18 protein-coding genes are annotated in these 12,237 nt (G+C 56.3%); 2 read left to right on the forward strand and 16 right to left on the reverse strand.

What is annotated here, in order from left to right:
- Positions 1-9: 9 nt before the first annotated feature.
- The 14 genes from JNK62_00790 to JNK62_00855 form a co-directional block, all read right to left on the reverse strand.
- On the reverse strand, positions 10-513 hold the full coding sequence (locus JNK62_00790; GenBank protein ID MBL8158060.1) for a hypothetical protein: 504 nt from the start codon (positions 511-513) through the stop codon (positions 10-12).
- Position 514: 1 nt separating this feature from the next.
- Entirely contained in the window at positions 515-1,198 is a 684-nt protein-coding gene (locus JNK62_00795; GenBank protein ID MBL8158061.1) for a queuosine precursor transporter, read from the reverse strand.
- Positions 1,199-1,239: 41 nt separating this feature from the next.
- Positions 1,240-1,797, reverse strand: a complete 558-nt coding sequence (locus JNK62_00800) for a hypothetical protein (protein ID MBL8158062.1) — start codon at positions 1,795-1,797, stop codon at positions 1,240-1,242.
- Positions 1,798-1,885: 88 nt separating this feature from the next.
- Complete coding sequence (gene typA, locus JNK62_00805) at positions 1,886-3,676, reverse strand: translational GTPase TypA (protein MBL8158063.1); 1,791 nt, start codon at positions 3,674-3,676, stop codon at positions 1,886-1,888.
- Between the two features lie 114 nt (positions 3,677-3,790).
- On the reverse strand, positions 3,791-4,213 hold the full coding sequence (locus JNK62_00810; GenBank protein MBL8158064.1) for an NUDIX domain-containing protein: 423 nt from the start codon (positions 4,211-4,213) through the stop codon (positions 3,791-3,793).
- A gap of 66 nt (positions 4,214-4,279) precedes the next feature.
- Entirely contained in the window at positions 4,280-4,462 is a 183-nt protein-coding gene (locus JNK62_00815) for a hypothetical protein (protein MBL8158065.1), read from the reverse strand.
- Between the two features lie 10 nt (positions 4,463-4,472).
- A complete protein-coding gene (locus JNK62_00820) occupies positions 4,473-4,631 on the reverse strand; it encodes a hypothetical protein (GenBank protein MBL8158066.1) in 159 nt (52 codons plus the stop codon).
- A 131-nt stretch (positions 4,632-4,762) separates the two neighbouring features.
- Positions 4,763-5,323, reverse strand: a complete 561-nt coding sequence (locus JNK62_00825; protein ID MBL8158067.1) for a DUF305 domain-containing protein — start codon at positions 5,321-5,323, stop codon at positions 4,763-4,765.
- A 76-nt stretch (positions 5,324-5,399) separates the two neighbouring features.
- On the reverse strand, positions 5,400-5,747 hold the full coding sequence (locus tag JNK62_00830) for a hypothetical protein (GenBank protein ID MBL8158068.1): 348 nt from the start codon (positions 5,745-5,747) through the stop codon (positions 5,400-5,402).
- Positions 5,748-5,782: 35 nt separating this feature from the next.
- Positions 5,783-6,250, reverse strand: a complete 468-nt coding sequence (locus tag JNK62_00835; GenBank protein MBL8158069.1) for an isoprenylcysteine carboxylmethyltransferase family protein — start codon at positions 6,248-6,250, stop codon at positions 5,783-5,785.
- 74 nt (positions 6,251-6,324) lie between these two features.
- Positions 6,325-6,510: a hypothetical protein gene (locus JNK62_00840; protein ID MBL8158070.1), complete on the reverse strand. Its 186-nt coding sequence runs from the start codon at positions 6,508-6,510 to the stop codon at positions 6,325-6,327.
- A 99-nt stretch (positions 6,511-6,609) separates the two neighbouring features.
- Entirely contained in the window at positions 6,610-6,840 is a 231-nt protein-coding gene (locus JNK62_00845) for a DUF1150 domain-containing protein (GenBank protein MBL8158071.1), read from the reverse strand.
- Positions 6,841-7,047: 207 nt separating this feature from the next.
- A complete protein-coding gene (locus tag JNK62_00850; GenBank protein ID MBL8158072.1) occupies positions 7,048-8,406 on the reverse strand; it encodes a DEAD/DEAH box helicase in 1,359 nt (452 codons plus the stop codon).
- 158 nt (positions 8,407-8,564) lie between these two features.
- Entirely contained in the window at positions 8,565-9,116 is a 552-nt protein-coding gene (locus tag JNK62_00855; GenBank protein ID MBL8158073.1) for a DUF2378 family protein, read from the reverse strand.
- A 140-nt stretch (positions 9,117-9,256) separates the two neighbouring features.
- On the opposite strand from JNK62_00855, the gene JNK62_00860 reads away from it, so the two are divergent.
- Entirely contained in the window at positions 9,257-9,745 is a 489-nt protein-coding gene (locus JNK62_00860) for a cupredoxin domain-containing protein (GenBank protein MBL8158074.1), read from the forward strand.
- Positions 9,746-9,806: 61 nt separating this feature from the next.
- Here the strand turns inward: JNK62_00860 and JNK62_00865 are convergent, their stop codons facing one another.
- On the reverse strand, positions 9,807-10,073 hold the full coding sequence (locus tag JNK62_00865) for a hypothetical protein (GenBank protein ID MBL8158075.1): 267 nt from the start codon (positions 10,071-10,073) through the stop codon (positions 9,807-9,809).
- 138 nt (positions 10,074-10,211) lie between these two features.
- On the opposite strand from JNK62_00865, the gene JNK62_00870 reads away from it, so the two are divergent.
- A complete protein-coding gene (locus JNK62_00870; protein ID MBL8158076.1) occupies positions 10,212-10,910 on the forward strand; it encodes a CAP domain-containing protein in 699 nt (232 codons plus the stop codon).
- On the opposite strand, the gene JNK62_00875 is transcribed toward JNK62_00870, so the two are convergent.
- The gene (locus JNK62_00875) at positions 10,911-12,227 is read right to left on the reverse strand and encodes a DnaJ domain-containing protein (GenBank protein ID MBL8158077.1); all 1,317 of its coding nucleotides are present in this window, start codon (positions 12,225-12,227) and stop codon (positions 10,911-10,913) included. It lies immediately after the preceding gene.
- Between the last annotated feature and the right edge of the window lie 10 nt (positions 12,228-12,237).

A 12,237-nucleotide genomic window follows, 5' to 3' on the forward strand; every position in this document is an offset into this window, starting at 1 on the left:
GCATGTGCATTACAGTTTGCGACTATCGTACGCCCAATGCAGAAGCGCCTGGCGCTGCACCGGTCGGCATGAGATGTCCCCTGGTTGGCATGCGCGCACGAGCTGGCCGATGTGACGGCGGATGTTGATCCATCGCTGTATCTGCCGTGCATCCTCTTTCGGCAATCGACGACCCAGGTAGTAGCGGCAGTACCATTGGAACCAGCCGCGCGGATCATCCGCATAGATCCAGCCTTTGCGCTGCCATTCTTTAAGCGACTGCGATGCTTTCACTTTGAAGAAGTTCTTGCTTCGGTCGTACCCTTCCGGCGAAAGCTTCGCCTTCGTAAACCAATCCTTCGGGAATTCCTTCGTGCAATCGGTCATGTATTTACCGCCGAAGATTCCCAGCGCGAGCATCTGTTTCGGCGTGAGATCGGGCTTGAAGCGCTTATCGAACTGCTTCCCCATCGGCGCCGTGAGGGTGTAGCGGTACTTTTTCTGCATCCGGTCGTTTACCGTGATCGTGCGCATATTAGCGGCGCATGATCGCACGTGCCGCGTACATGAACGGGATATCCACGATACCCACGAGCCACTTGGTCACCGTGAGCCCGATGACGAGCGGAAGAAGCGGCATCACACCCCAGAATGCGAAGGAAACGAAAACCACACTATCGATCGCCATCGCCGGGAGCGATGAGAACACATTGCGCATCCAGAGATGTTTACCACCGGTGAGGGTGCGTAGCCATTGGTACAGATTCGCATCCAAGAGCTCGCTCACGAGGAATGCGAGAAGGCCTGCGAGCACGATACGAGGCACCATGCCGAAAACCGCCTCGAACGCGGCCTGATTCGTGAAGAACGGTGCGGCCGCTGCGTTGAGTACGAGATACGAAAAGACAAGGAATGCTACCTGTGCAAGAAGTCCCAGAAGGATCATGCGATATACCTCTTTTTTACCGAACTTCTCGTTGATGATGTCGGTAAGAAGAAACGTGACCGAGAATATAAGAACCGCACCCGGCGCGAAGAATTCCGCGAATCCGAAATCGAAAGAAATCGTCTTCGAAGCGAAGATGGAAGACGCGACCGCGAGCGTCACATAGAATGCAAGGATCGCATCAGAGCGGTTGAAGGCGCGGACATACCACGCGCCGCCGAGCGCGAACAGCGCGATGACGGCTGACCAGATGACCGCGAGCGGAAGTGTCATACGCGGCAGCATACCGGAAGGTATGCTGCCGCGCTACAGAGCTAGATGGACAATCGGTAGACCCGGGCATCGAAGGCACCGAGATTGCGGAAGAGCGAGAGGACGTCGGTCTTTTCCGGTGCGATGACGGCCACTACGACGTTCTTCGGTTCTGCTTCCCCGCTGTAGAGGCGCATGCGTCGTCCCGCGAGTGCGAGTTCGGAAAGCGCGCCGACCAAGACGCCGAGCACCGTACCCATGATCGCGGTACCGATGATGATCGCGAGATTGCCGCTGATCCCGGCAAGCGCGAGGAAATCCGCCATGGGACCGATGGCGATAAGGCTGCTCAGGAATGGCGTAAGGCCCAAGACGGTCGTCACGCCGACGACGGAACCGAGGACGGCGCCGGTGAGCGCGCCGACGGAGACGTTGGCAGTGAGAGAACCTTGCTGTTTCTCGATGAGCGCATCCGTACGCACTTCACGCACCTCCCCTTCCGTACTGCGGTAGAGGAACGAGATGTCATCTGCAGGGATATTAAGTTGCTTGTAGACGGTGTCGATCGCCTTTTCAGCGTCGGCACGTTCTTCGAATACTCCGATGGTGGTCTGCTTCATAAGGCAAGTTTTAACGACTAACGTTCTCAATACAACCAAAGTCGGATGAAAGAATCGTTAAGCGAAAACGCCCCTTGCGGGGCGTTTTCTAGTTTCCTTCGCGCTTTGCCTTTGCTGCTGCGCTTTCGGTGAGATAGATCTTTCGCAGACGTACGCTCTCAGGAGTGACTTCGAGGTATTCATCCTTCTGCATGAGCTCCAATCCGCGCTCGATGGAGAGCTCGTATGCCGGGACGAGATTGATGGCATCGTCGGTACCGGACGAACGCACGTTCGTGAGGTTCTTCCCCTTCGTCGGATTCACGTACATTTCGTCGCCCTTGGAGGTATCGCCGATGACCTGGCCTTCGTACACTTCGGTTCCCGGCGTGATGAAAAGACGGCCGCGATCCTGGAGATTCCAGAGCGAGAAGCCCAAGGCTTTTCCGGTCGCCATGGAAACCATCGAGCCCTGTGCACGGCGACGGATCTCTCCCGCGAACGGACGGAAGCCGATGACGCGTGCCGCGATGATACCCTCACCCTTCGTATCGATGATGAACTGGTTGCGGTAACCGAGAAGACCACGGGTCGGACCTTCGAAGATGAGACGCACCGTCGCTTCGTGGACGAGCATGTTGGTCATCTGGAAACCACGAGTACCGAGCTTTTCGATGACGGCGCCTTGGTATTCAGACGGGATATCGACGACGACTTCTTCGAACGGCTCTTTCTTGACGCCCTCCTCTTCCTTCACGATGACCTGCGGCTGTGAGACCTGCATCTCGAAACCTTCACGGCGCATGTTCTCAAGGAGGATCGCGATATGGAGTTCGCCGCGACCAGAGACCTGGAAATTATCCGGCGACTGGAAGTCGACTTTGAGACCGACGTTGATCTCGAGCTCCTTCTCAAGGCGATCACGAAGCTGGCGCGAAGTGACGTACTTACCTTCGCGTCCGCCGAACGGAGAATTGTTGACGAGGAAGCTGAGTGTAATCGTCGGCTGATCGACGGCGATTGCCGGAAGCGTCTCGACGTTGGCATCAGTCGTGACGGTCTCGCCGATTTCGATATCAGGCACGCCCGCGATGATGCAGATGTCTCCCGGTCCGACTTCCGTCGCTTCGACACGCTTGAGGCCCGTGAACGTGAACATCTTAGTGATCTTGCCGCTGCGGGTCTCTCCTGTAGGCTTCTTTACGAAGATGCTGCCGCCGGTCTTCAAAGTACCTTCGTACACGCGGCAGACCGCGAGGCGGCCGAGGAAGTTGTCGTACGCGAGGTTGAACGGCTGTGCGCGAAGTGCGGAATCAGCAGACGCATTGGAGGCTACCGGAACCTTCTCAAGGATCATGTCGAGGAGCGGCGTGAGATCCTTGCGTTCATCATCGAGTTTGCGCATCGCGACACCTTCGCGGCCGATGGCATACATGACCGGAAACTCTGCCTGCTCATCGGATGCGCCGAGCTCCAAGAAGAGTTCCAAGACCTGATCTTCTGCGCGAGCCGGATCTGCGGCCGGCTTGTCGATCTTATTGAGGACGACGATCGGCTTGAGGCCGAGCTCGAGCGACTTCTTCAAGACGAATCGCGTCTGCGGCATCGGGCCTTCCTGCGCATCGACGACGAGAAGGACGCTGTCGATGGAGCGGAGCACGCGTTCGACCTCGGAACCGAAGTCAGCGTGGCCCGGCGTGTCAACGATGTTGATCTTGGTACCCTTGTATTCCACCGAGGCATTCTTGGCGTAGATGGTGATGCCGCGCTCCTGTTCGAGCTTATTGGAGTCCATGGAAACCCCCTCCTCCGCTGCCCCGGTCTGCTTCAGGATGGCATCGGTAAGGGTCGTCTTCCCGTGGTCGACGTGGGCGATGATGGCGATGTTGCGGATTTCCATAAAAAAGAGGGCGAGAGGCCCTTGGTTCGACAATACTAACCTAAAACCGTCAAAAATCAAACTTTTCACTTTGGCTAATCGGGTCATTTGTATACAAATGACCCGATTAGGGGTTCAGGAATCCCAGAAATTCCTGCCGGTTTTCAACGCTTCGAAATAGGTCGGGAGCGCAGAGAAGTGCGGCGTCGGGATGTTTTCGATGTCACACCACTGCCATCCTTCCATCTTCTCTGGCTCCATCACCTTCGGGTCGCCATTCTTCCAGTCGGCAATGAGCCCGATGTCGACGTAGTGCTTTGGCGCATAATCTTTCAGATTGAGGAGACGGAGGAAGCGGACGTTCTCGATCTCGATCCCGGCTTCTTCCCTGACTTCGCGTTTCGCGCATTCTTCGAACGATTCCATATACTCCATGTGTCCGCCGGGCCAGCTCCATTCGCCCGCGCCGTGCGAACTCACGCGCTTCCCCATGAGAACCTTCCCCTCCTTGAATACCATCACACCGACGCCGACTTTCGGTCGTGGATTTTCTTCCATAGGGGAAGCATACGGGAAACGGGACAAAAAGAAACGGCGGCCGCGAAGCGGCCGCCGTACATGTCATCAGAACCAACTGACGACGATCTGGTATGCAGCGCGATACATCGCAACCGCTTGATCCTCAAGCCATTGCAGGGCGTCGTGCAAGTAATACACGAAGAGCCCCAAGATGATGAACCCGATGATCAGTGCCAGAAAGCTGAGATCGCTCGGGGTCTCCGGCTTACGCGAATCCTCGTGATACATCGCGCACTCCCTAGAGCCACAGGAACGACGTCGGGGCCATGAAGAACGGCGCGGCCGCGAGCATCATGATCCCGAACGAGACCATCATGCCGATCATGCCGTAGATGAAACCCTTCGTCATCCATTCGCTGTTGTCGCCTAGCGGCGACACCGGGGGTATCTTGAACATGCCACATCCTCCTTTCAGATGTACTGCCCCTCATACCCTACTCCTCTCTCGAGAAGGGTCAACTAGTGCGCGTGACCGAACCACTCCTCGACCCATGCACGTATTCACGATTCATAGCTCGAGTATACGGCCTAGTTCCCGTACCAGCTTGTTCTCCAGATGCGCATCATTTCGATCTCACGGCTCTGGGAAGTGATGATGTTGTCAGCAAGCGTGCGCATCTCATCACGAGCTGTGCTCGATTCCAACATCGAAGCCATCATGACAGCCATCTCGTGATGCGGAATCATTTGGTCTATGAACTCACGATCGAATTGGGCGTCGGAAACGCTTCTGAGCTCGTCGTTGTCCCCGGTCATGCCATCCATGTGCATGCCGTGCTCCGTTCCCATCCCGCCTTGCGGTGGCGCCGAGCCGAACCAATCCTGATACCAAGATTTCATTTCAGCGATCTCGCGCTCCTGTGCTTCGATGATGCCATTCGCCAATGAGATTATCTCTGGACGCTTCGAGCGCTCAAGCGCGATTTCTGCCATGGCGATCGCACCCTCGTGGTGCGGGATCATCTGTACGATGAAGTGCTGGTCGATATTCTGCCGCATCTCTGAGCCACCAGACATCATATGCATGCCTCCACGGCCTACGCTGGATTGTGTGAGGGTATATCCGATGCCGGTACCGAGAACAAGCATGGCTACACCGACAATAAGTGCGTTCTTTTCCATAGTGAAGTTGATTAGTTTCCGGATTAAGTGAAACGTTACCGAGCTACGGTTCTTTGCGGTTATGGATACCGCGCGAGACAAGCTCTTGGTAGAGCGTCGGTCGTGGGTTCCATTGATATGAACGAAGCCGGACAGTCTCAGATACGCACATCGGCGTTCCGACTCGAAACACAGCAAGGCCGATGAACAGGACGAAAACCGACAAGATGGAAGAGAACATACTCTGCCACAGCGAGAGATGTTCGAGAGCCGCTTCAGAGCAGAGCGCCGCCTGCGCGGTCTGCAGCGGACAACCAAAGTGATGATCGGTGTGCGAAAGCAGGACCGGTAGTCCGAAAGCAGCGACGAAAAGCAGGATCACGATAAGCACTGAGGCAAGCTGTGCTTTCATACCTTCACGATACTCCTCCCTCAGGAAAACGCCAGCTAGAACCAGCGACGTACTTTCTTCTTATATTCAAGATAGGTCTTCCCGAATTTCTTCTCGAGATACGCCTCCTCGCGCGCAACGACACCGTAGTGGAGGACGAAATGCACGAAGACGATCATGCTCAGTATCCAGAGCGAATTGAGCCAGATCGCGAACCCAATGAGGATGAGCGTCATACCGAGATACATCGGATTGCGGCTCAGTGAATACGGAAGCGCCGTGACGATCGCAGTCGGAATCTTCCGCACATCGATCTCGGTTTTCGCATCAGCAAAGCGCTGCGCCGCCCACGCGATGAGGAAGATGCCGAGCGCGATCACCGTGAGCCCGAGCGGCAGATCGTACGACTCAGGGATGAACGGCTTCGGTAAGAACCAATCGAGCACAAACCCGACGACAAGGCCGAAAAGGAAAATAAAAGGTGGTAATGCGATCACGTTCGGCGAATCAGTAGTGCTTTGCATGATCGTAGGATACGCGTTTGCGCCGCGGCTTTCAAGAAAGCGAAACGGCGGCTCTGTTGCCGCCGTTTCCATCATCACCGCTTCCGGAAGAGCTTCGCTTTGAGAAGCATCATCATGCCTCCCGCCACCATTCCGCCGAGGAATGCGGCAAACGTCTTCTTCTGCGGCACGAATCGCCGCGGGACCGTAACCGGTAGTTTCGCGAGCGAGTTCGGACGCTTGAAATTCGCGAAGTCGATGACGTTTGAATCCGTAATCATGACGCCCTCCTTTCGAGCCGACGGATCTCTCTGAAGCATACCTCCATGGATACGATGCACAAACAAGAAGCGCCGGGATAATTCCGGCGCTCCGTTTTACTAGTGGACACTTACGATCTCCAGCGCGCCTTCCATGGCATGACTGAGTGCAGCCTGTCGCGTATCAGTGAGTGCGATGGGCGTGCCGTCCGCCGCATGGAGTGCGAAGAGATTGATACCCAATGGGACTTCTTCAAGCGCTGGAAATCTCTTAAGCGCCTCCTCGGAAGATATCGTGGTAAGGTACGCGACCTGTCCACCACCGAGCCGAGCAAGCTCGATCTCAGTCATAACAGGCGCGTGGTGAGGTTCCTTGTGCCGTTTCCTCAGGCTTTTCTTCTTGGCCGAATCAGTTTTCCGAGCACGCATGGCAACCTCCTTTCCGTACGGCAAAGAACCGTATCAGCTGCATTCACACTAGCAACAGGCCAAAAAGGCGCAAGTGCACAACACAACGGCGGCCCAAGGGCCGCTGTTGTGTCTTTTAAGTGGAGGATTTTATTCGATGAACGTGAGCGCCTTGCCGGTCTGCCCTGCGCGGCCCGTACGACCGATGCGGTGCACGTAATCCTCGTAGGAATTCGGCTGGTCGAAGTTGATGACGTGGGTCACCTTCGGGATGTCGAGGCCACGTGCGGCGACGTCCGTCGCGACAAGCACCTGCACATGCTCTTTCTTGAAGAGATCGAGTGCGCGCAAACGCTGACCGTGGGTCTTGTTGCCGTGGATGGATTCCGCACTGAAACCTGAATCCTTGAGGATCTTCGAGAGCTTCTCGACGCCGTGTTTGGTGCGGCCGAAGACCAGCACCTTCGTAAACTCCGGATCACGGAGAAGATCTGCAAGATGATCGAACTTGGACTTGCCCGGTTCGACGCGGACGATGTCCTGATCGACATTCTTGGAAGTCTCATGCTTTTTCACCGAGACACGAAGCGGATCGGTGAGGAATTCACCGATGAGCTTCTCGATCTCCGGCGAGAGTGTCGCCGAGAAGAAGAGCGTCTGGCGTTCAGGCGCCATGCTGCCGAGGATGCGGCGCATGCTGTCGATGAATCCCATGTCGAGCATGCGGTCGGCTTCGTCGAGGACGACGTTCGCGCACTTCGTGAGATTGAGCTCACGGCGCTCCATGAGGTCCATGAGACGGCCCGGAGTTCCTATAAGGAATTGGCCTCCACGGCGAAGATCACGGATCTGCGAATTGATGTTCGCGCCGCCGACCGCGACGATCGAGTGAAGGCCGAGGCCCGTGACGAAGCCCTTGAATTCATCGGCGATCTGGACGGCAAGTTCACGCGTCGGCGCCATGATGAGCACCTTCTCGTCCGGATTCTTCAGGACCTTGTCGATGAGCGGGATGAGGAATGCGCCGGTCTTGCCGGTACCGGTCTCCGCGAGCCCGACCATGTCGCGACCCGTAAGAGTAAGCGGCACCGATTGGTCTTGGATCGGAGTCGGGGTCACGTAACCCTTCTTCGCGATGTTCGCCTTGAGGCGTGCATCGATGTCGAAATCATTGAAGGTGTGCTTCGGCTCATACGGAGCCTCCGGCGCTACTGCTTCTGCCTTACGAATGAACTTCGAGTAGTGGATATCCTGTCCGCGATGCGCGTTGCGCTGCGGACGACCCCCGCGGAATCCTCCGCCGCGTGAACCGCCACGGAAACCGCCCTGAGGACGCGAGCCGCCATACGAACTCCCGCTACGACCGCCTTGCGGACGAGAGTATGAACCACCACGCTGACCGCCTCCCCCGGAGGAGCGGCGCTTGTGACGAGGCGTACTGTTAAATCGGAGGCGGAAACCGCCTACCATGTCGTCGCTATTCTGCGAACGACTATCGTTCTGATGCATATTCTATGATGCGTTGCGGGCGCGAGCGGCCCTGGCTAATTCAACGCGTCTCGAGAGATTTCGGCCCCTGCTTGAACACCGGGACGGCCTTGAGTTCTCTCAAGACAAAAACCACAGAGAAGGTTGATATCAGTAGTGTAGCAGAAATAAGGATTTTGTCAATCCGTTTTCCAACTCAGGTCGTAGGCGTACCGTTTGCCGCCGAGATCTTCGGCATGCACCTCACCGTCCAAACGCCCGTAGTCCATTACGCCTTGGAAGAATCCGGCGAAATGATCCAAGGGATAGTCATTGTTCTCCATAATGATACGGATGTTTCCTTTCCCTCGCTCCTCAGAAATGAAGCGCACCCCATTGAATACATAGCCGGCGATGTGGTTGGCATTCATAAAGAAAAGGCGGATGTTCGAACGGAAGAGCGGCAGGATGAGTCCGCCGAGTTCCGTCTTGGAAAAGTTCTCGAAATGCAGTTTTCCTGCACTGAACGCACGTCGCTCCGGCGGCACGCTCGGATCGAGGATGTCGAGCACATGCTCGATGATAGCGACTTCTTCCCGCACCGGAACATTCTCGAACATACCGAAGCGGGTCGGCTTCCCGTAGCGCGTCATCAGCTCGACAACACCGTCGCGACCCCGCTCTGCTTCAAGCGCATTGATGTGACTCATGACGAACAGGCCTCGTATTGTAGGCGTAGGCTCTGGTTCCATACTTATATGATACGAGACGTATCAGGAAGCGCCGCCTTTCACCCGTGCGCAAAGCACGGAGTACCCCTCACCCCCTTTTCATCCTCATGAAGGCACTATGGTATATTCACAAGGCTTATTAAGTTCACGAACCTATTGATATGAAAGGTTTCGCAGTACTTCTCGCAGCTCTCGTCGTCCTTGGTGGCGGCTATTACTGGTACATCTCGCAGCAGCCGGCCGCGACTGATCTCAATGTGACCGTCGACCAGATGGATGATATGGATCAGGATGATATGGATCATTCGGCATCGACCAGCACCTCGACGTCGACCGCGACATCCTCTGCTCCTGCGACGGGCACACAGAACGGCAACGTGAAGGAATTCACCGTCACCGGCAAGAACTTCTCATTCGCACCTGCTGCGATGACGGTCAACAAGGGCGATCGCGTCCGCATCACCTTCGTCAACGACAGCGGTACGCACGATCTCGTCATCGATGAGTTCGATGTACGCACCAAGGTCATCCAAGGAGGCGCACGGGAGACGATCGAGTTCGTCGCCGACAAGACCGGCAGCTTCGAGTACTACTGCTCGGTCGGTCAGCATCGCCAGATGGGCATGAAGGGTACGCTTACGGTTAAGTAAGATCCCCTCTTCCGAAAGACGCCGGCGCGTGCCGGCGTTTTTTGGCATACCCCTGCCTGCTTCACGCGCCCGTCGTCTGCTTGGCGATGATACGGATGAGTACGAACAAGAAGGCATACAGCAGTCCGTTGAAGAGCGTGAGGATGATTACCTCCCCCGTCGATCCATCCGCCCCACCGATGAGAGAACCGAGTGCGCGCCCCGGATACATCAAAGGACTCACGAGGAGCTCGAGTATCGGATGCATCAAGGAAAGCATGGCGACGACATAGAGACCGATGGTCCCGAAGAGGAATCCATACGTCCCGTACGTGAGCGCTTTATTCATCCGGGAAGTATAGCAAGCCCGCTTTCATGAATACTGTGCAGAGGACAGAATTCATCGAAAATCAATCTTCCCGAATCCCACATCTCTGAGACAATGCATATATGTTAGTCGCTCACTCACCTGCATCTATGTATCGCTATGAGACCTCTCTTGTTTATTCTCTTCTTGGCGCTCTTCGTCGTACCTTTGGGAATCGATCGCCGTTCGCACGCCCCCTCGCCCTCCAACCTGTCCCCGTCCGAGTCGGAAACGGTAACGTGGGTAGATAGCAAACCTTCGCGGGTAAGCACCACTTCCGCACAAGCGACTGCTCGTGCAGAAACCCCTCAGCCCACAGTCGTCGCACCCGTGACGACTGTCGTTGCTGCTGAAGCAGCACCAGTGGTCGAGACCAAACCTGCTGCAGAGCCAACAACCCCAATCGACGTCATCGCGGAGATGGAAACGGAGATCCTGCGTCTCACCAATGAAGAGCGTGTCGAACAAGGCCTACCAGCCCTCACCTTTGATACGAAACTGCACAGCATCGCCACCCTCCACAGCGAGGACATGCTCGCGAATGATTATTTCGAGCACGAAGATCCGGATGGCTGCAGTTCATCGTGCCGCGCCACGAATGCAGGATATCGCTGGCGAGCGATCGGCGAGAACATCTACATGATGTCGGGATATAAAATAGACCCTGCAAAGATGGCAGCACAGGTCGTTGCCGGCTGGATGGATTCCCCCGGTCATCGCGCCAACATCCTTGGCACGTCATTCGCTGAGAGCGGCGTCGGCGTCGCCATCAAAGGCAAAGACGTGTACGTTACGGCGGTGTACGGCAAGGAGCGCTGATTACTGCTTGAAACCGACGGCCTGGATGACTGCATCGGCGAAGCCAGCGGTGCGGAATGTCGAACGCACTTCCGCTTTCCAGTTCGCGCCCGTTATATCGATATGCGGATCGACGCCGCGACCCTCGATCGGTTCGCCGTCGTCACGCAGCGTGAGGCTGTGCACGAGGAGGACGGTGAATTTTTCATCATCAGTGAGCTGTGTCGATATCGGGAACGTATTCTCGACCGTCCCCCATCCGCGCGTTTTCGTTCCGACGATCGTCGCCAGCCGCATGCGCTTGAAGATCGCCGTCGTGAGTTCCGCCGTCGATTGCGACATGGCGTCCGTGAGGATCACGATTTCTTTGAAATTGCTGAGTGACGGAATCTTCGGCACCGCGGGTGTGCGCTCGAGCTTCAACTCCCCCTGTTGGAAGAGATCGAACGCGTACTGATTCGGCCCGATGAAAAGCGCCAAGAGATACTTCGCGAAATCCAAGGTGCCACCCACGTTCCCACGCACATCAATCACCATCGAAGTGAGCTGTGGATTGTCTTTCGTCTTCTCAAGCGTGTTCACGAATTCCTGCAGTGTTGCCGGAGTGACCTTCGAGAGATCGAGGTAGAGCGTCCTCGAGCCGAGCACTTGGCTCACGACCGAGGGCAGTATCTTCGTCTCATCATAGATACTCTTGGAACCTGCATCAGCAAGCACCTCCTTCGCCTTCTCGACTTGTGCCAGCTGCTCCTTCGCCTGCGGCGATGAGCTCGCCGCAAGTTCTGCGGCCTTGGTTTCGTACGCCTGCTGCACTTGTTCTGGTGACGCGCTCTTGTCGACGCCGAGCTGCGCATAGAGATCATTCTCGCGCTCGATATTATTTGCTTGATCACGAAATGCGAGTTCCTGTTTCTCCGAAAGGAGTCCGCTGCGTCCCTGTGGTGCAAGATTCGCCAAGACGACGATACCGGTATCCACCGCCAGCTGACGCTTCTTCTCTTCAGGTGTGCGTGCAAACGCCTCGGCGAGCATCTGGGCGGTACCGGCACGATCCGGAGTTGGGAGCTTCTCTTCCGCGGTTCCAGCAGCTTTAGCGAGCGCAAGGCGATAGATTTCCGCGAGATCGGCTTCGGTTCCCTTCTGCCAGTAATTGGCCATCACGATATCGAAGATCTCCATGTCGAAGCGGACGTATTTGTCGGCCTCGGCCTCGGTCTTGTAGGCAGCGGCGCTTGCCGTCTGCGAGCGTGCATCAGCGCTGTAGTACCAGTATCCGCCGATTCCCGAGGTGATGACGAGCGAGAGAGCAGCGAAGGTGAAGAGCAATTTCCGTGTCACGCTGGATAGT

The sequence above is a fragment of the bacterium genome (assembly GCA_016789445.1).
Taxonomy (GTDB): Bacteria; Patescibacteriota; Minisyncoccia; order Phycocordibacterales; family UBA2100; genus UBA10103.